Below are 18,816 nucleotides of genomic sequence, written 5' to 3'. Positions count from 1 at the left end.
ATATCCACTCGCGAGGCGCCATGAACATCCTGCTGCTCAATCCCAACATCCGCACCGACATCACCGACCTGATGCTGCAGGTCGGCCGGGAGGCTGCTGCGCCCGGCACCACCCTGATCCCCTGCACCGCGCCGCGCGGCGTGCCCTACATCGCCACCCGCGCCGAGGCGCAGATCGGCGGCGCCGTCGCACTGGAGATGCTGGCGGAGCGTCACGGCACCTTCGACGCTGCGATCATCGCTGCGTTCGGCGATCCCGGCCTGTTCGCGGCGCGCGAGCTGTTCGACGTGCCGGTGATCGGGCTTGCGGAGGCCGCGATGCTGACGGCCTGCATGGCTGGACGGCGCTTCGCGATCGTCACCTTCGCGCAGGCGCTCGGCCCCTGGTACGAGGAGTGCGTGCGCATGCACGGGCTGATGGAGCGCTGCGCCGGCATCCGCATGCTCGACGGCAGCTTCAAGCAGATCTCCGACGTGCAGCACGAGAAGGAGGAGCTGCTGGTCGAGCTGGCGCTGCGCGCGGTCGAGGAGAACGAGGCCGACGTCCTGATCTTCGCCGGCGCGCCGCTGTCCGGCCTCGCGGCCCGGGTCGCGCATCGTATCCCGGTGCCGGTGGTCGATCAGGTGATCGCGGCGGTGAAGCAGGCCGAAGCACTGCTCGCCTTGAAGATGCGCAAAGCCACCGCCGGCACCTTCCGCCGCCCGGCCGCGAAACCGACGACGGGCTTGCCCGCGGCGCTGGCCGCACGGCTGGAGCATCGCGACGGTTAGCTGGACGACACTGTTAGTGGGCTTGCTCGATCCTTGCCTCTCCCCGCTTGCGGGGAGAGGGAGCGCATCGCCGTCGGCGCACGCCCGTGCCTCCTAGCTGGAATGGCATCTTAATACTGGCGTACCTGTCATATCCTCTTTTGTACACAAGCAGCCGCCACTGCCTGAAAAGGCGGCACGCTTCTTGCTTTTTCAAACGAATAGAGCAGGAAGCCCATGGCCAGCGTATCGGACGCCAAGTCGCTCGTTCTGGATCGGATCACGCACCGCTTCGCCAGCGGCACGATGGCCGTCTCCGACGTCAATCTCGATGTGAAAGGCGGCGAGATCATCGCCCTGCTTGGGCCCTCGGGCTGCGGCAAGACCACGCTTTTGCGCATCATCGCCGGCTTCATCGGCCAGAGCGAGGGGCGCGTCATCATCGGCAACGACGTCGTCGACGCGCTGCCGCCCAACCGCCGCGCCGTCGGCATCGTGTTCCAGAACTACGCCCTGTTTCCGCATCTCTCGATCACCGAGAATGTCGGCTACGGCCTCGCCGCGCGCGGCGTCGACAAGGCGACGCGCAACAAGGAAGCGCAGCGGCTGCTCGACATGGTGCAGCTCGGCCCGTTCGGCGAGCGGCTGCCGCGGCAGTTGTCCGGCGGACAGCAGCAGCGCGTGGCGCTGGCGCGCGCACTGGCGATCAAGCCGTCGATCCTGCTGCTCGACGAGCCGTTCGCGGCGCTCGACAAGAATTTGCGGCTCGACATGCAGATCGAGGTCAAGCGGCTGCAGCGCATGGCGGGCACCACAACCTTGATCGTGACGCACGACCAGGAGGAGGCGCTGTCGATGGCCGACCGCGTCGCCGTGCTCAGCCATGGTCATCTCGAGCAGTTCGGCACGCCGTCCGAGATCTACGACCAACCGCAGACGCTGTTCGTGAACAGCTTCGTCGGCACGGCGAACAAGATGAAGGGGACCGTGATCGCGACCGACGCGGGCAGTGTCAAGGTCGGTCTGGAGGCCGGCGGCGAGATCATCGCGCGCGCACCGCATCCGGTCAGTGCCTCAGACAAGGTCACCGTCTGCCTGCGTCCCGAGCACCTTACCTTCGTCAGCGACGACACCGGCTTTGCCGGCGAGATCGGCATGGCGTTGCCGCTCGGCGCCACCGTCGTCCACGAGATCAAGGCCAAGGACGGATCCAGCATCAAGATCTCGCAGGCCCGCACCGGCGGCACGCCGCTGCGCGAGGCCGGCGCCCCGGTGCGGGTCGCGCCGATCGCACCCGGCCTCGCCACCGTCTTCCCGCAATAGACCAACAGACACATCGGAGTGGAACATGATGCTTGATCGCCGCCGGCTCCTGACCAGCGCCTTGACGCTGGGAGCCATGCACGCCTTCCCGGGCTTGAGCCTCGCGCAGGCGCGGCCGCTGGTGTTCGCGACCTTCACCGGCAGCTGGGAAGAAGCACATAAAGCCGTGCTCGTCCCTGCCTTCCGCAAGGCCAACGCCGATGCGGCGATCGTGCTCGATCCGATGCTGTCGGTCGACCAGATCGCCAAGGTCAACGCCGCCAAGGCCAATCCGCCGATCGACGTCATGCTGCACGACCCGGGTCCGGCGCTGGTCGCGATCGGCCAGGATCTCGTCGAGCCGTTCCCGGCCGACAAGAGCGCGTACTTCAAGGACCTGATTCCGGAAGCGCAGGACGCGATGGGCCCGGCGCCGTTCTTCCAGGTCGTCGGCCTCACCTACAATCCGGAGACCGTGAAGACGCCGCCGACCTCCTGGGCCGACCTGTGGAAACCCGAGTTCAAGGGCAAGGTCGGCATCACCAACCTGAACTCCACGCTCGGCACCGGCTGGCTGGTCGAGATCGCGCGCATGCGCGGCGGCTCCGAGGCCAATGTCGACGAGGGCTTCAAGGCGCTGGAGGAGCTGAAGCCGAACCTCGCCGCCGTCGCCGCCAATCCCGGCGCGCTGGCGACCCTGTTCCAGCAGGGCCAGATCGACATCTCGCCCGGCAATTTCAACGCCATCCAGATCCTGAAAGCGCGCGGCGTGCCCGTCGAGTTCGTGGCGCCCAAGGAAGGCGCGATCGCCTTCAAGACCACGATCCACATCGTCAAGAACTCACCGAACAAGGAGCTTGCCTTCAAGCTGATCGAGGCGGCGCTGTCACCGGAGGTGCAGACTATCCTGATGAATTCGCCCTATCTGATCGTGCCGACCAACACCAAGGTCGCGATGACCGGCGAGATCGCCAAGGTGCTCGCCAAGGACACCGCGGAGCTGAAGAAGAAGTTCGTGTTCCAGGACTGGAAGAAGATCAACGAGCAGCGCGCGTCCTGGATCGAGAAGTTCAATCGCGACATCAAGATCTGACGCGATGAAGAGCGCCACGACCGCACCTGGAGACGTGACCAGCTTCAGCCTGGGGCTTGCTCTGCCCCTGGGCCTGGTGTTCGCGATCTTCTTCGTGCTGCCGCTGGCGCAACTTCTTTTTCTCTCGCTGCACAACGACACCGCGGCGACGGTGTGGGGGCTCGGCCAGTACGTCAAATTCCTGACCGACCCCTTCAGCCTCGCCGTGCTCGGCTCGACGCTTCTGCTCGGCGCCGAGGTGACGCTCGCCTGTCTCGTGCTCGGCTATCCCATCGCCTGGCTGTACCAGCGCTCCGGCAGCCGGGTGCAGACCCTGATCATCATGATCGTGCTGCTGCCGTTACTCACCAGCGTCGTCGTCCGCACCTTCGCCTGGATCGTGATCCTGGGCCGGCAAGGCATCATCAACTCCGTGCTGCAATCGCTTGGGCTGATCGGCACGCCGCTGCGCATGATCTACACGCAAGGCGGACTGGTCGCGGCGCTCGCGCAGGTACAGATGCCGCTGATGGTGCTGCCACTGATCACCGCGATCGGCCGCATCGATCCCAATCTCTCCGACGCCTCGGCCTCGCTCGGCGCCGGTAGCTGGCGCACCTTCGTCAAGGTGATGCTGCCGCTGTCGATGCCCGGCATCATCGCCGGCTGCACCCTGACTTATGCCGCCGCGATCACCGCCTTCATCACGCAGTCCCTGGTCGGCGGCGGGCAGATGCTGTTCATGCCGATGTATCTCTACCAGCAGGCCTCGACCCTGCAGAACTGGCCGTTCGCCGCGGCGATCTCGATCATCTTCCTGTTCGCAGTGCTCGCCATCGTCGCGCTGTTCTCGACCCTCGGGCGGCGTGCCCGCGGCTATGGAGACGCCAGATGAGCCAGCGCCAGCGCAACTGGGAAGCGCTGAGCTTCCAGATCGTGATGACGGTGGTTGCCGTGCTGGCGCTGATCCTGATCGTGTCGCCGTCGCTGGTCGTGGTGATCGTCTCCTTCACGTCCGGCTTCTCGCTGAAATTCCCGCCGCCGGGCTATTCGACCCGCTGGTACGTCGAATTGTGGAACGCCTGGCAGCTGCAGTTCGCCGCACGCAACAGCCTCGTCGTCGCGCTATGGTCGACGGGTCTGTCGATCATGCTCGGCGTCGCCGCGGCGCTGGCGATCTCGCGCTCGAAGACGCTCACGGCGAAGCTCCTGGACTCGTTGTTCATGTCGCCGCTGGTACTGCCGGCACTCGCCTTCGGCCTGGCGGCGCTGATGTTCTTCTCGCTGATCGGCCTACCGGTGTCGCTGCTGACCCTGGTGATCGGCCACACCATCGTCTGCGTGCCCTATGTCGTCCGCAACACCGTCGCGGCACTGGCCCAGCTCGAGCCGACCCTGCTGGAAAGCTCGGCGATCCTCGGCGCCTCCAGGCTCTACACGTTCCGCCGCATCGTCTTGCCGCTGATCCGCCCCGGCATCATCTCCGGTGCCTTCATCGCCTTCATGTCATCGTTCGACAACGTGCCGGTGTCGCTGTTCCTGCGCGACGCCGCCACCGACATGCTGCCGATCCGCATGTGGCAGGACCTCGAAGGCAAGCTCGACGTCACCATCGCCGCGCTGTCGAGTGTGCTGATCATCGCCACGGTGGCCCTGATGGCGATCATGGAGCGCACGACGGGATTGTCGAAGCGGCTGACGGGCTAGGGCCGCTCGGGTCTCGTCGGTGCCAGCTTGTGCCTGTCTCCATCAGCGCCGTCATGGCTTGTCCCGGCCATCCACGTCGGCCGGCAATCGCGGATGGACGTGGATGCCCGGGACAAGCCCGGGCATGACGAGAAACTGATTGCCACCTTTGCCGGAGGCGAATTCTAAGCCCCGCGGAAGATCGAATAGCCCCACGGGGTGAATTTGAGCGGCAGGTGAAAATGCTCCTCGACCTTGTCGATCGCGAAGCGAAACGGCACTGTGGTGAGGAATTTCGTCTGAGCGCCAGTCCCGAAGAACTCGCCGACATGAAACAGCACCTCATACTCGCCGGCGGTCACGCCGTCGCCCCCGACGACCGGCGCCTCCAGGGTGCCATCGGCGCCGAGCTGTCCCTCCGCGAGCAGCGTGCGATCGGGCGTCACACGCCAGATCGCGACGCGCAGGCCACGCGCGGGGCGCCCGTTCGCCACATCAACCGCATGAACCGAGATTCCACCGGCCATTTCGTGCTCCGCCATCAGGTTGTCGCGGCATGATAGCCGCGAAGCAAGCATCAGCGCCAGCGCCGCCGCTGTGGCCTGCAGTCGCTGCGATGACCGCGCTGCAGGCCCTGGTGTCGCTGGCGCTGTTCGCGCCGGGCGTCGTGGCGCCGCGCGCTGGACTGAGCATCGAGCAACTGTCGCTGTTCTCCACCACAGCCTTCACCATCAGCCTCGTCTCCTCGTTCTGGGGCGGCACGCTGGTCCAGCGCGTCGGCTCGCTGCGCGTGGCGGCCCTGTGCGCGGTCGCCGTCTGCGATGGCATGTCGCTGGCGCTGTTCGAGAGCGGATGGGCGCTGCTCGGGGCCGGGCTGATGCTCGGCCTTGCGGTCGGACCGGAGACGCCGGCAAGCTCGGCGCTGCTCGGACGGCTCGTGCCGGCCGAGAAGCGCGCGATGGTGTTTTCGAGCCGGCAGACCGGCAACCAGATCGGCGCCGTCGTCGGCTCGCTGCTGCTACCGCCGATCGCCGTGCTGCTGGCGCCGAGCTCCGCCTATGCCGCCGTGATCGTCTGCGCCGCCATCGCCTTCGCCGGCTTCGAGCGTCTCAGACCGGCCTATGCCATGACGCCGCCATCCATGCCGCGGCTCGGCCTGTTCGATCGATTGCGACTGATCAGCGCCGACCGCCGCATGGCCGCGCTCGCCGTCGCCTCGATTCCGTTCAGTGGCATGCAGGTCATCCTCAACACCTGCTTCGTCAGCTTCGGCACGTCAGAGCTCGCGCTGAGCCATGTCGAGGCCGGCTGGGTGCTGGCGTCGGCGCAAGGCGCCGGCCTGATGGGACGGCTGGGCTGGGGCGTGGTCGCGACGCGCCTGCGCTCGGCGCGCGCCGTGCTGTTGATGGCGGGCGTGGGCATGGCCATCTGCGCGATGCTGCTCGGTCTCTGCGGGCCACTGCTGAGCCGATCGATCCTGATCCTGCTCACGATCGTGTTCGGGCTGACGGCGAGCGGCTGGAACGGCGTGTTCATCGCCGAGATCGCCAATCTCGCCAAGCCCGGACGCGTCGCCGAGGCGACAGGCGCAGTGCTCACCGCCTCGTTCCTGGGCCTTGTCGCCGCACCGCTGCTCGTCGCGCTGCTGACTCCCCGCGTGGGACTCGGCGGCAGCTTCGTCGCGCTCGGATTGACGGCGGCCGCAGGCACAGCCGTACTGCTGATGGAGCGATCCCATGCGCGCGAGTGACATCGCAGGCGCCGTCATGGCGCGGCGGAGCACGGCCAGAGAGATGGCCGAGCAGGCGCTGGCGCGGATCGCCGCGGCCCATGATCTCAACGCCGTCGTCACCACAGATCCGGCGCGAACGCGCGCCGAGGCCGATGCCGTCGATGCGCGCGTGGCCGCCGGCGAAGCAATGCCGCTCGCCGGCGTGCCGATCGTGGTCAAGGACAACATCTGGGTCGAGGGCTGGCGCATCACGCAGGGCTCGCGGCTGTTCGCTGATTTCATCGCGCCCGAGGATGCGATCGCGATTGCGCGGTTGCGCCGCGCTGGCGCCGTGATCGTTGGCATCGGCGCAACTTCCGAGTTCGCCTGCAAGGGCGTGACGACCTCGCGGCTGTTCGGACCGACCGTTCATCCGCAGGACCGGCAGCTCACGCCCGGCGGCTCGTCGGGCGGTCCCGCCGTTGCGGTGGCGGCTGGGCTCGTGCCGCTCGCGATCGGCACCGATGCCGGGGGCTCGAGCCGCCGGCCGCCGGCCCATGTCGGCGTGGTCGGCTTCAAGCCGTCGTTCGGCGCCATTGCCTACGGCCCGGGATTCCCCGAGCCATTCTGGCGCATCTCGGTGATTGCGCCGATTGCGGCCGATGTCGGCGATGCCAGGCTTGCGTTCGAGATCATGGCCGGCGCCGATCCGCGCGATCCTGATACGTTCGATGTGGCCGCGGCGGATCATGCAACGCCGCTGCGCGTGGCGTTCTCGCCGCGACTCGGGCTGGACGTCGCGGTCGATGGCGACATCAGCGCTGGCCTGCGGCGGGCGGTCGACCGCCTCCGCGCCGGCGGCATGCCGATCGTCGACAAGGATCCCGTCTGGCCGGCCGGCCTTGCCGAGGACGCGGTGATGCCGCTCCAGCATGCCGGGCTGGCCGCGCTCTACGGCGATGCCTTCCACAATGATCCGGCGCAATTCGATCCAGATATCGCCAAGCAGATCGAGCGCGGGCTCGGCCTGAGCGGCGCCGACGTCGCGCGTGCGCTCGAGGCAAGCGCGCAGATCGCGCGGGCCTTCGCAAGCTTCTTCACACAGGCCGACGTGCTGCTGGCGCCGACCGTGCCCTGCGTCGCCTGGCCGTTCACGCAGCTCGGCCCGTCCGAGATCGGCGGCAAGCCGGCGAGCCCGCGCGCGCATGCGGTGTTCACGCCTTACGCCAATCACGCCGGCGTGCCGGCGATCTCGATCCCCTGCGGCGCCAACGTTCACGGGCTGCCATTCGGTCTGCAACTCATCGCGGCCCGCGGCCACGACCGCCTGCTGCTCGATGTCGCTGCCGACGCCGAGCGGATCCTTGCTCAGTCCTGATCGAACTTCTTCGCCAGCCGGGCCCGGGTGATGTGGCCGATCTGGTCGATGGCGTTGGCGATCTCGCTGTCCGGGTCGTTGCCGATGCGACGCTCCATCTCGGCGATGACCGAGGGGCGGTCGGCGTGCAGCGCCAGAGCGACGATCAGCGGCATGCCGAACTTGTCGCGATAGCGGCGGTTGATGTCGGCGACGCGCTCGAACTCGGCGCGCGACAGCGAGGTGAAGCCGAGCCGACCCTGCTCGCCGATCGAGTCGTTCGTCATCTCACCCGCCAGTGCCTCGCGGCCGGCGAGCTCCGGATGGGCGCGGATCAGCTTCAGCTTCTCGTCGCGGCTCATGGCGCGGACGACGTTCATGAGCGTCGTATGCAGCGCGTCCGCGGCGTCGTCGAATGCGGACAGGCCGGCGCGATAGGCGCGGTCGGCAATCTCCGGGGAGTGCTCGAAGATGTCGCCATAGCGCTCCACGAACAGCACGCGCGACATCTGCGAGGGCCGCCACGCGCCGGCCGGCGGATGCGTCCGGATCCAGTGCCGCGCGATGTCGAGCCGGGTCGCGACCCAGACCTTGTCATGACCCGTGATGTAGTCGAGGAAGCGCGCCAGCGCGGCCGCGCGCCCGGGGCGGCCGACCAGCCGGCAGTGCAACCCGACCGACATCATGCGCGGGCTCTCCGCGCCCTCCGCGTAGAGCGTATCAAAACTGTCCTTCAGATAGGCGAAGAACTGGTCGCCGGAATTGAAGCCCTGCGGGGTGGCGAAGCGCATGTCGTTGGCATCGAGCGTATAGGGCACGATCAGTTGCGGGCCGTGCGGCCCTGCGATCCAGTACGGCAATTCGTCCGCATAAGAATCGGCGCTGTAGACGAAGCCCTGCTCGTTCAACACGATGTCGAGCGTGCGCTCCGACGTGCGGCCCTGGTAGAAGCCGAGCGGCCGCTCGCCCGTCAGCTCGGTATGGAGCCGGATAGCCTCCTCGATATCGGCGCGCTCGTCGACCTCGGGGACATCGCGGTAGTCGATCCATTTCAGGCCGTGGGAGGCGATCTCCCAGCCGGCTTCCTTCATCGCAGCAACAGCATCCGGATTGCGCGCCATCGCGCTCGCGATGGCGAACACCGTCACCGGCAGCTTGCGCGCGGTGAACATCCGCCACAGCCGCCAGAAGCCGGCGCGCGAGCCGAACTCGTAGATCGATTCCATGTTCATGTGGCGCTGGCCCGGCCACGGCTGGGCGCCCACGATCTCGGACAGGAAGGCTTCGGAGGCGGCGTCACCGTGCAGGATGTTGTTCTCGCCGCCCTCCTCGTAGTTGATCACGAACTGCACCGCGATGCGGGCATCGCCGGGCCAGCGCGGATGCGGCGGCGTGCGGCCGTAGCCGACCATGTCGCGCGGATAGACGTCAGCACTCATCCGGATCAGCTCCCGCGATAGGTCTGGTAGCTCCAGGGCGTCGCGAGCAGCGGCACATGATAGTGCGCGCCGGCATCGGCGACGGAAAAGCGGAGCGGGATCAGATCGAGAAACAGCGGGTCGCCCAAGGCGAGGCCATGGGCCTTGAAATAAGCTCCCATATGGAAGGTCAGCATGTAGGTGCCGGTGGCGAAGTCATCGTCCGCCAGCACCGGCTGGTCGGTGCGCCCGTCGGCATTGCTCCGGACCTGCTTGACGCGGCGCCAGGAGCCGTCCGGCTCGAGGACATCGAGATCGATCGCGACGCCGGCCGCGGGCTTGCCCCTGACTGTATCCAGAATATGCGTGCTCAGCCGCCCCATGCATCGTTCCCTCTGCTGCCGGTTCGGAACACTATCAGCGCCAGGTTAAAGGTTCGAGGCGATTTGCAGTTCAGTCTCAGCCTACGGGCTGGTCACGTCGCGCTCCTTGCCGAAGCGCTCGACCAGGAAGTCGATGAACAGCCGCACCTTCACCGAGAGGTGCCGCGTCGGCGGATAGATCGCATACAGCGCGAGCGGCGGCGCGGCGTAATCGGCGAGGATCGCGGTCAGCGCGCCGCTCTCGAGCGCGTCCGCCGCAATGAAGCGCGGGATCAGCGCAATGCCCTGTCCCCTGATGGCAACGTCGCGCAGCACCTCGGCATTGTTGACGCACAACGACCACGCCGGCTGGACCCAGTGGTCGCCGTCGCGGCCGGTGAGCTTCCACTGATTGCCGGTCAGCAGGAAACCGTAGGTGAGAGAGGTGTGACGACGCAGCTCCTCCGGGCTGCCAGGCGTGCCGTGCCGCGCGAGATAGGCCGGCGCGGCGCAGATCACGCGCTCCACCGGCATGATCCGCCGCGCCACCAGGCTCGACGATTCCAGCTCGGCGATCCGCAAGGTCACATCGAAACCGTCCTGGACCGGATCGAGCAGGTCGTCGCTCAGCACGATCTGCAACTGCAGCTCGGGATAGCGGGCCATGAAATCGGCGACGACGGGACCGAGCCGCATGGTGCCGAACGACATCGGCGCATTGACGCGCAAGAGCCCGCGCGGCGCGGCCTGCGACTGGCTGACGGCCTGATCGGCGGCGTCGAGCTCGGCGAGAATCGAGACTGCACGCTCGAAATAGAGCTGGCCGGTCTCGGTCGGGCTGGCATGGCGGGTGGTGCGGACGATCAACTGCACGCCGAGGCTCTGCTCAAGCTCGCCGATATATTTCGAGATCGCCGAGCGCGACAGCCGCAACTGCCGGCCGGCCTCGGCGAAGCTGCCGCTCTCGACCACCTTCACGAAGGCCCGCAGGCTGCTCAGCTTGTCCATAGGCCCGCCATTGTCGCCAAATCGTAGACAGAGACGTCACAAGAGCACGGATTGTCTCCAAATCAAAGCCGGCCAATATTGTGCCCAGGAAATCAACGGCCCTTTCGGCGGCCCATCGACAGGAGACCCACATGCCCGGACTGCACCACGTGACTGCGATTGCCGGCGATCCGATCCGCAATTTCGGCTTCTACACCCGCGACCTCGGCCTGCGCTTCGTCAAGAAGACGGTCAATTTCGACGATCCCGGCACCTATCATTTCTACTACGGCGATGAGACCGGCCGCCCCGGCACCATCCTGACCTTCTTCCCCTGGGCCGGCGTGCGGCCGGGCCGCCGCGGCGTCGGCGAGACCCACCAGACCGCGTTCCGGGTGCCGCAGCGCTCCCTTGGCTACTGGACGCAGCGCCTGACCGAGAAGGGCATCGCCTATGAGGCGCTGGAGAAGCGCTTCGGTGAATCCGTGCTGCCGTTCGCCGATCCGGACGGCATGGCGCTCGCGCTGGTCGGCGTCCCCGGCGCGGAGAACGAGCCCGGCTGCAGCAATGGCGACATTCCGGCCGAGCACGCGATCCGCGGCTTCCACGGCGTGACCCTGCTGCTCGACTCCGCCGAGAAGACCGCCGCCGTGCTGACCGATGTGTTCGGCTTTGCAGAGCAAGGCCGCGAAGGCTCGGTCATCCGCTTCAAGGCGCCGGGCGACGCGCAGGGCAGCGTGGTCGACATCTACGAGGCCAAGGGCTTCCTGCGCGGCGCGCAGGGCGCCGGGTCGGTGCATCACATCGCCTTCCGCGCCGCCGATGACGCCGCACAGGGCGTGATGGCGCAGCGGCTGGTCGATCGCCACGGCCTGCATCCGACCGAGCAGAAGGACCGCAACTACTTCCGCTCGATCTACTTCCGTGAGCCAGGCGGGGTGCTGTTCGAGATCGCGACCGATATCCCGGGCTTCGCGGTCGACGAGCCGGTCGCCGAGCTCGGACGAAACCTGAAGCTGCCCGCCTTCCTCGAATCGCACCGCAAGCAGATCGAAGGCGTGCTGCCCAACCTCGAAGAGGCCGCATCATGACCGTGGCATTGTCCTTCACCCACCGCTTCCAGCCGGGACACACGCCGGGAGCAGCCCCACTGCTGCTCCTGCACGGCACCGGCGGCGACGAGAACGATCTGCTGCCGCTCGGCGCCACGCTGTCGCCCGGCGCCGCCCTGCTGTCGCCGCGCGGACAGGTGCTCGAGCATGGCATGCCGCGCTTCTTCCGCCGGCTTGCCGAGGGCGTGTTCGACGAGGACGACGTCCGCCGGCGCGCGCTGGAGCTCGGCGCCTTCGTCGGCGAGGCGCGTCAGCACTACGGGATCGGAGCGCCGGTCGCGGTCGGCTACTCCAACGGCGCCAACATCGCCGCCGCGCTGCTGCTGCTGCAGCCGGAAGCGCTGACCGGTGCAGTGCTGTTCCGCGCCATGGTGCCGCTGGCGCATCCTCCGGCCGCCAGGCTCGCGCGCCGGCCGGTGCTGATGCTGTCGGGGCTCGCTGATCCGATCGTACCCGCCAGCAATTCGGCGAAGCTGTGCACGCAGCTCACCGAGGCCGGCGCCGACGTGACCCACACGACGCTTCCGGCGGGGCACCAATTGTCGCAGGCGGATGTGACGCTGGCGCGCGACTGGCTCGCCGGACTGCCGCAGGCGATCGCCGCCTGAAGACGCTTGCGGCTGTCGCGGCTCCTCGCCAAGAATGTGGTCTCATCGGCACCAGCATCGGACCGCCCCTCCGGCGGCTCCGATGCTGGCGGATGGATGGGAAGGATCGTGCATGGCCGTCGACAAGCTGTTCATCAATGCGCGGCTCGACCGCGGCGCGCGCCATGCGATCACGGTCGACGGCGGCCGCATCAGCGGTGTTCTCGCTGAGACCGAGCGCCCAGAGGCGCGCGAGGTGATCGATCTCGGCGGCGCGCTGCTCGTGCCAGGCTTGGTCGAGGGCCACATCCATCTCGACACCAGCTTCTACGGCGATGCCTGGAAGCCGCACAAGCCGTGCACCAACGGCTTCGACGTGCATGAGCGCGTCACGTTCCAGGCGCAGAACATGGCGGCGGCGGCGCCGATGGACGTGCGCGCCCGCAACCAGCTCGATCTCTGCATCGGCCACGGCACCACGCGGATGCGCAGCCATGTGATGGTCGACGGCTCCGTCGGCCTCACATCGCTGGAAACGATCCTGCGCGTCCGCGACGAGTATCGCGAGCTGATCGAGATCCAGCTCGTCGCCTTTCCGCAGAGCGGCATCCTCAAGAGCCCGGGCACGCCCGAGCTGCTCGACGAGGCCATCCGGCTCGGCGCCAACCTCGTCGGCGGGCTCGACCCCGCGAGCTTCGACCGCGACGTCGAAAGGCATCTCGACGTCGTGTTCGGCACAGCCCACAAGCACGGCGTCGATGTCGATATCCATCTGCACGATCCGGGCATGCTCGGCCTGTTCGAGCTGGAGCAGATCGCGGCGCGCACGCGCGCCCTCGGCATGCAAGGGCGCGTCGCGGTCAGCCACGCCTACGCGCTCGGCGACCTGCCTGCTGACCCGCTGAAGAAGATTGCCGACGTCCTGGCGGCGTCTGGCGTCGCCATCATGACCAACGCTCCGGGCGCGCGGCCCTTCCCGCCGGTGGCGGTGCTGCGCGCGGCGGGGGTCACCGTGTTCAGCGGCAACGACAACATCCGCGATTCCTGGTGGCCCTATGGCGACGGCGATCTGTTGAACCGCGCCATGATGGTCGGCTATCGCTCCGGCTTCTATGTCGATGACGAGTTGCGGATGGCCTTTGACCTCGTCACCGAGGCCGGCGCCAAGGCCTTGAGGCTTGCGGACTACGGCCTGCGCGTCGGCGCGCGGGCCGACTTCATCACCCTCGATGCCGAGCACGTGCCGGAGGCCGTCGTCGCCGTGCCAAAGGGCCGCTCAGTCTACAAGGACGGCCGCCTCATCGCGCGCGACGGCCGTGTGATCAGGCAGCCGACCTAGGCCCGCGTCGTTGTGCCGGCTCGACCGGTGCCTGTGAGCGCGGCGGCTCGGCGCGCGACACCGTCGCGGACTCGATCCAGCGCGTCACGGCCGACAATTGTCCGCCGGACTCGCGATAGGCCTGCAGCTGATAGTCGGCCGAGCTGCCGAACTGCATGATGATGCGGCAGTGCTCGACCTCGGCGAGACATCCAAGAGCCTCCGCATGCGGTGCGACATCCGCGATCATGCGGTTGAGGATCTCCTGGCCCGTCACGGGACCGTCCTCGGTCACGAACAGACAGTCGGTGCCATAGCGCTGCGCCCGCCACTTGTTCTCGACCGCGATCGCGCGCTCGACATTGCCGACGCTCTCCGCAAGATCGGGATTGAGATAGAGGTAGCGTGCCAAAGCGCGATAGAGCGAGGCAATCGCCACGGCGTCATCCACCGACGTGCAGACGTCGGGCGCACGCAACTCCAAGGTCGGATGCCGCAGCGACGGCCGCATCGCCCACCAGACATGGCTCTCGTCCGGCATCACGCCGGACTTCGTCAGCGCCGCGACATAGCGATCATATTGCTGCTTCGAGGTGAAGAGCTCGGGCAGGCCGCTGCGCGGCAGCTCGTCATAGGCGGCGAGCCGATAGCCCTTCAGGCCGGTCTCGCGCGAATTCCAGAACGGCGAGGACGCAGACAGCGCGACGAACACCGGGATGTGAGGGAGCATCGCCCGCATCACCGCGAAGCGCAGGTCCGGGTCCGGCAACTGGACATGCACGTGCATGCCGCACAGCATGTTGCGCTGGCCGACGATGCGGAGGTCCTCCATCATCTCCGCGTAGCGCGGCTTGGGGCTCGGCTGTGAGCTGCGCCACGTCGCGGTCGGATGCGTGGAGCAGGCCAGAATGGTCAGGCCATACTGACTCGCCACGCTGGCAACCTCACGCCGCAGGAATTTCAGCTCCTCGCGCGCATCGCCGACATCGACATGCACGTTGGTGGCGACCTCGAGCTGCGCCTGCAGCATCTCGCGCATGGCCTGCCCGCCGGTCGACCAGTTGGCGGCCTCGAACAGATCGTCCGGCGTGCGGATCGCGACATCGCGCGTCTGCGCATCGACGAGAAAGTACTCCTCCTCGATGCCGAACGAATATTCCGTGACTTCCTCGCTGCCGGTGGCCGAGCGGATCACCAGACGACGCTCGTCATCGCTCAGGCCGAGCCGCAGCTTCTCCAAGATGCGTGGATCCAATCCCATGTGATCAATCCTGTCAGACGTCAAATGCCGTGAGTCTGCAGCCATGCCTCGAGCAGGGCCGCCTGCCACAGCCGCGAATGTCCCTTGGGGCTCATCTCGGCTTCGGGGTTTTGCAGCATGTGGTCGATAAGGTCGCGCTGGTAGAGGCCGCGTGCGCGCGCCTTCTCGTCGTTGAGCACGTCCCGGACATAGTCGAGGAACGGGCCGCGCAGATAGCGCAGCGACGGCACCGGAAAGTATCCCTTGGGACGGTCGATCACCTCCGCCGGCACGCAGCGGCGTGCCGCCTCCTTGAGAATGTGCTTGCCGCCGCTCTTCACCTTCAGCTCGGCGGGGATGCGCGCGGCGAGCTCCACCACGTCGTGATCGAGGAACGGCACGCGGGCCTCCAGCCCGAACGCCATCGTCATGTTGTCGACCCGCTTCACGGGATCGTCGACCAGCATGATCTCGGTGTCGATCTGCAGAGCCTTGTCCACCGCCGAAGCGCCAGCGTGAGCTGCGAAGAAGCGCTCCACGAATGCCAGGCTCTCGTCGCCGCCGAGCCACTCCGGCGCCAGCAGCCGCTGCAGATCCGAATGCGTCCAGTCGAAATAGACATTCTGATATTGCTGAACGGGATCGTTGGCCGAGAGAAAGCCCGGATACCAGCTGTACCCGCCGAACACCTCGTCCGCACCCTGCCCGCTCTGCACCACCTTGACACGCTTGGCGACCTCGGACGACAGGAGATAGAATGCGACCGCGTCGTGGCTGACCATCGGCTCGGACATGGCCGCGATGGCATGGGGCAAGGCGTCGAGCGCGCGGTTGCCGCCTATCCTGATCTGCTCGTGGTTGGTGCCGAACGTCCGTGCAATGATGTCGGAGTAGTGGAATTCATCGCCGGTGTGCTTGCCCACAGCGTCAAAGCCGATCGAGAAGGTGCGGATGTCCTCGTGTCCCAGCTTGGACAGCAGCGCGACCAGCAGCGACGAATCCAGCCCGCCCGACAACAGCACACCGACGGGCACGTCGGCGACGCGGCGACGGTCCACCGCCGATGTCATCGCGTCCAGTAATGCATCCGACCATTCTTCCTGGCTCATGGCGCGATCGGTAGAGCGCGACGCGCCGACGCTGAACTGCCAGTACCTTTCGCGGCGCTGCGTTCCATCGGGCTCGATCGTCAGCAACGTCGCCGGCTCGAGCTTCTTCACGCCATTGAGGATCGTACGCGGCGCCCGAACGGCGGCGTGAAAACTGAAGAAATGATGCAGCGCCGTTCGGTCGATCGAGGTGTCGACATCACCACCGGCGAGCAGCGCCGGCAGGGACGAGGCAAAGCGGAGGAAGCCTGGCCCCTCGGTGTAGTACAGCGGCTTGATGCCGAGACGGTCGCGCGCGATCACGACGCGTCCGCTGTCGCGCTCCCACAGCGCGAAGGCGAACATGCCCTTGAAGCGCTGAACGCAGGTCTTGCCCCAGGCATGATAGGCCTTGAGGATCACCTCGGTATCGCCGTCGGAGAAGAAGCGATAGCCCTTCGCCTGCAGCTCGGCGCGCAGCTCGCGGAAATTATAGATGCACCCATTGAACACGATGCCGAGGCCGAGCGCGGCATCGATCATCGGCTGCTGCGCGGCGGCTGATAGATCGAGAATGCTGAGACGACGGTGGCCCAGCGCGATTCCGCCCTGCACGTAGAGGCCAGTGGCGTCGGGACCGCGCGCCTGCATCGCATCGTTGACGCGGCCGAGCGCCGCGAGCGCGGGCTGTCCGGAAATCCTGACTTCACCACAAATGCCGCACATCGCGGATCATCCAGTTCCTGTTGTTCTTAGGTGCCGCCGACAACCCTCTGTCTTCGTTTGTGTTCCGCGGCGAAACCGGCAGAGTCTGCGTCAAATAGCGGAACGATTTCAGCGCGTCTGGACGCGCGCGCGACCAGCACGTGATCGGGCGGAACCTCGATCCAGTCCGGCTCCTTGTCAAAAGGCTCGGAGACGGCGATGACCTGATCACCATCTTCCCGGTAGTAAAGCGAGTTGGCGCGATCATTCGCAGCGAAGCGAAATGCGTAGAGATCGTGGCCGTTCGACAGGGCGGACGTGAAGCGCAGGTGCTCACGCAGACCGTCCTCGTTGACCAGCTGGCGGAGCGCGCGCAGCACGTTCGATGTCGCACCGATCGGGTCCTGATCGATGCCGGCGCCGACGATGGCGAGGAACACGGCTTCGGAATCGGTGGTGCCGAGCCGCGACGGATACAGCGCGTCCGGGATCATTGCCTCGACCTTGCGGCGAAGCCTGTTCCAGCTACCGACGAAGCCGTTGTGCATGAATAGCCAGCGGCCGCAGGCAAACGGATGGCAGTTCTGACGGGTCACGGCCGTGCCGGTCGCGGCGCGCACATGCGCGAAGAACAGATGTGAATGCAGGTGTCGGCAGAGATAGCGGAGGTTCTCATCGGACCACGCCGGGCGCGTCTCGCGATACAGGCCGGGCTCAGGATGATCCCCATACCAACCCAGACCGAAGCCATCGCCATTTGTGCCTGCGGTGGATTCCAGCGCGCGGATGCTCTGCGTCACCAGGGAATGTTCCGGCTCGGTCACATAGTGCTCGAAGGCGGTCGTCTCACCGCGGTACGCGATCCAGCGGCACATCCTGCCCCTCCGGTTCAATCAATGGGCTCGCGGCACGCCTGCGCGTGTCACGTTCTTTCGGAGCAGGCGGAAACGCGTCAAAGCACCCCTGGTTCCCGCGCACTCAGTCACGCACGGGACGTCAGCCTGTGGGAGCGCAGCTCAGCGAGTCATGCGCGAAGGCAACCTTCGTCAGCTCCTGCCGTTCCCGTCCGCACGTCCGAGGTCGCCTCTCCGGGCTCGCGCTTTCGCGGCGTTGCGACAGGTGTTCGATCGTTGCGAGTTGTGCGTAGAGCTCAGGTCCTTTCCAATCGCCATGGCGACACCGACCGTCTCGCCGCACGTTCCTCACAGATGAAGCGACATCGTCGCACTCATGTTCACGCCTCGCCGCGCTCGCGCACCAGCCGTAGCCACGCCGCCGCGGCCGGCGAGAGATAGGCGCCACGACGCCAGGCCATCGCCAGCGTCCATTCGGTGCCGGGCTCGTCGAGCAGGACGAGACTGATCGGCACCTGCGTGCGCTGGGTCGCAATCATGCGCGGCAGAAAGGCAACCCCGAGACCGGCGCCGGCGAGTTCGGCAATGAAATCGATCTGCGTGCTGCGCGCGGCCACAACCGGCTCGAAGCCGTTGCGGCGGCAGGCCTCGCGGAGGATGCGGTTGAGCGCGAAGCCGGCCTCGAACAGCACGAACGGCGTGTCGCGCAGCTCGGCGAGCGTGATCGTCTCGCGGCGGGCCAGCGGATGCTCGACAGAAACGAGCGCCATCAGCGGCTCGCGGCGCACGATCTGCGCGGCAAACTCATCGGCGATCGGCGGCAGCAGGCCGGCAAAATCGATGTCGCCTGCAGCCAGCAATTCGCTGAGCCGGTCGCTGCCGTGCTCCACCAGCCGGATCTCGATCTCCGGATGAAGCTGGCGGTAGAGCGCGAACAACGGCGCGAACAGCGTGCTCGATCCGATCGGCGGCAGGCCGAGGCGCAGCACGCCGCGCGTCAAGCCGCGCAGCTCGGCGAGCTCCGCCTGCAGATCATCGCGCTCCGTCAGCAGCCGGATCGCACGGCGATAGACGATCTCGCCAGCCGCTGTCATGCGGCTCTTGTGGCCGAGCCGGTCCAAGAGCGGCAATCCAAGCTCGTCCTCGAGCTGCTTGACGGCCTTGCTCACGGTCGACTGGGTCGCAAACACCACCTTGGCGGCCTGGGAGAAGCCGCCTTGCCGGACGACCTCGACGAAGGTCCTGAGGGTACGGAGTTCCATAATCGC

Annotated in this window: 18 protein-coding genes; 10 read left to right on the top strand and 8 right to left on the bottom strand. The window is 66.9% G+C overall.

Features of this window, described 5'->3' with window-relative positions:
• Positions 1-20 precede the first annotated feature (20 nt).
• The 5 genes from QX094_RS15620 (at position 21) to QX094_RS15600 (ending at position 4,830) form a co-directional block, all read left to right on the top strand.
• Entirely contained in the window at positions 21-770 is a 750-nt protein-coding gene (locus QX094_RS15620) for an aspartate/glutamate racemase family protein (RefSeq protein WP_315713689.1), read from the top strand.
• A 216-nt stretch (positions 771-986) separates the two neighbouring features.
• The gene (locus QX094_RS15615) at positions 987-2,072 is read left to right on the top strand and encodes an ABC transporter ATP-binding protein (protein WP_315713688.1); all 1,086 of its coding nucleotides are present in this window, start codon (positions 987-989) and stop codon (positions 2,070-2,072) included.
• Positions 2,073-2,097: 25 nt separating this feature from the next.
• Complete coding sequence (locus QX094_RS15610; RefSeq protein WP_315752159.1) at positions 2,098-3,144, top strand: ABC transporter substrate-binding protein; 1,047 nt, start codon at positions 2,098-2,100, stop codon at positions 3,142-3,144.
• A gap of 4 nt (positions 3,145-3,148) precedes the next feature.
• Entirely contained in the window at positions 3,149-4,018 is an 870-nt protein-coding gene (locus QX094_RS15605) for an ABC transporter permease (protein WP_315713686.1), read from the top strand.
• Positions 4,015-4,830: an ABC transporter permease gene (locus QX094_RS15600; protein WP_315752160.1), complete on the top strand. Its 816-nt coding sequence runs from the start codon at positions 4,015-4,017 to the stop codon at positions 4,828-4,830. The genes QX094_RS15605 and QX094_RS15600 overlap by 4 nt, the downstream gene beginning before the upstream one ends.
• A 164-nt stretch (positions 4,831-4,994) precedes the next feature.
• Here QX094_RS15600 and QX094_RS15595 read toward each other — a convergent pair whose 3' ends face one another.
• A complete protein-coding gene (locus tag QX094_RS15595; RefSeq protein ID WP_315752161.1) occupies positions 4,995-5,336 on the bottom strand; it encodes a hydroxyisourate hydrolase in 342 nt (113 codons plus the stop codon).
• A 29-nt stretch (positions 5,337-5,365) separates the two neighbouring features.
• Here QX094_RS15595 and QX094_RS15590 point away from each other — a divergent pair, with 29 nt between their 5' ends.
• Both QX094_RS15590 and QX094_RS15585 read left to right on the top strand, forming a co-directional pair.
• Positions 5,366-6,559: an MFS transporter gene (locus tag QX094_RS15590; RefSeq protein WP_316188011.1), complete on the top strand. Its 1,194-nt coding sequence runs from the start codon at positions 5,366-5,368 to the stop codon at positions 6,557-6,559.
• Positions 6,546-7,898, top strand: coding sequence for an amidase (locus tag QX094_RS15585; RefSeq protein ID WP_315752163.1), 1,353 nt, complete (start codon positions 6,546-6,548; stop codon positions 7,896-7,898). Before QX094_RS15590 ends, QX094_RS15585 begins: the two co-directional genes overlap by 14 nt.
• Here the strand turns inward: QX094_RS15585 and puuE are convergent.
• The 3 genes from puuE to QX094_RS15570 form a co-directional block, all read right to left on the bottom strand.
• A complete protein-coding gene (puuE, locus tag QX094_RS15580; RefSeq protein ID WP_315713681.1) occupies positions 7,889-9,316 on the bottom strand; it encodes an allantoinase PuuE in 1,428 nt (475 codons plus the stop codon). The two genes, QX094_RS15585 and puuE, sit on opposite strands and share 10 nt — an antisense overlap.
• Before the next feature lie 5 nt (positions 9,317-9,321).
• Positions 9,322-9,678, bottom strand: coding sequence for a hydroxyisourate hydrolase (uraH, locus tag QX094_RS15575; RefSeq protein ID WP_315752164.1), 357 nt, complete (start codon positions 9,676-9,678; stop codon positions 9,322-9,324).
• Positions 9,679-9,759: 81 nt separating this feature from the next.
• Positions 9,760-10,665 (bottom strand): LysR family transcriptional regulator, encoded by a 906-nt coding sequence (locus QX094_RS15570; protein ID WP_315752165.1) that lies wholly within the window; start codon positions 10,663-10,665, stop codon positions 9,760-9,762.
• 131 nt (positions 10,666-10,796) lie between these two features.
• Between QX094_RS15570 and QX094_RS15565 the strand changes: the two genes are divergently transcribed.
• From QX094_RS15565 to QX094_RS15555, 3 genes are all read left to right on the top strand, one after another.
• On the top strand, positions 10,797-11,735 hold the full coding sequence (locus QX094_RS15565) for a ring-cleaving dioxygenase (RefSeq protein WP_315752166.1): 939 nt from the start codon (positions 10,797-10,799) through the stop codon (positions 11,733-11,735).
• Complete coding sequence (locus tag QX094_RS15560; RefSeq protein WP_315752167.1) at positions 11,732-12,364, top strand: alpha/beta hydrolase; 633 nt, start codon at positions 11,732-11,734, stop codon at positions 12,362-12,364. The genes QX094_RS15565 and QX094_RS15560 overlap by 4 nt, the downstream gene beginning before the upstream one ends.
• A 112-nt stretch (positions 12,365-12,476) precedes the next feature.
• A complete protein-coding gene (locus QX094_RS15555; protein WP_315752168.1) occupies positions 12,477-13,682 on the top strand; it encodes an amidohydrolase family protein in 1,206 nt (401 codons plus the stop codon).
• On the opposite strand, the gene QX094_RS15550 is transcribed toward QX094_RS15555, so the two are convergent.
• From QX094_RS15550 to QX094_RS15535, 4 genes are all read right to left on the bottom strand, one after another.
• On the bottom strand, positions 13,666-14,922 hold the full coding sequence (locus tag QX094_RS15550) for a carboxylate-amine ligase (protein WP_315752169.1): 1,257 nt from the start codon (positions 14,920-14,922) through the stop codon (positions 13,666-13,668). The genes QX094_RS15555 and QX094_RS15550 overlap by 17 nt on opposite strands.
• Positions 14,923-14,942: 20 nt before the next feature.
• Positions 14,943-16,715, bottom strand: coding sequence for an N-acetylglutaminylglutamine amidotransferase (locus tag QX094_RS15545; protein WP_315752170.1), 1,773 nt, complete (start codon positions 16,713-16,715; stop codon positions 14,943-14,945).
• Positions 16,716-16,741: 26 nt separating this feature from the next.
• The gene (locus QX094_RS15540; RefSeq protein WP_315752171.1) at positions 16,742-17,569 is read right to left on the bottom strand and encodes a class II glutamine amidotransferase; all 828 of its coding nucleotides are present in this window, start codon (positions 17,567-17,569) and stop codon (positions 16,742-16,744) included.
• A 359-nt stretch (positions 17,570-17,928) separates the two neighbouring features.
• Positions 17,929-18,810: a LysR family transcriptional regulator gene (locus tag QX094_RS15535; protein ID WP_315752172.1), complete on the bottom strand. Its 882-nt coding sequence runs from the start codon at positions 18,808-18,810 to the stop codon at positions 17,929-17,931.
• Between the last annotated feature and the right edge of the window lie 6 nt (positions 18,811-18,816).

Origin of the sequence: Bradyrhizobium sp. SZCCHNS1050 (assembly GCF_032484785.1) — a bacterium.
Taxonomy (GTDB): Bacteria; Pseudomonadota; Alphaproteobacteria; order Rhizobiales; family Xanthobacteraceae; genus Bradyrhizobium.
Note: the sequence above shows the minus strand (reverse complement) of the source record. Positions and strands in the feature narration are given on the sequence as shown.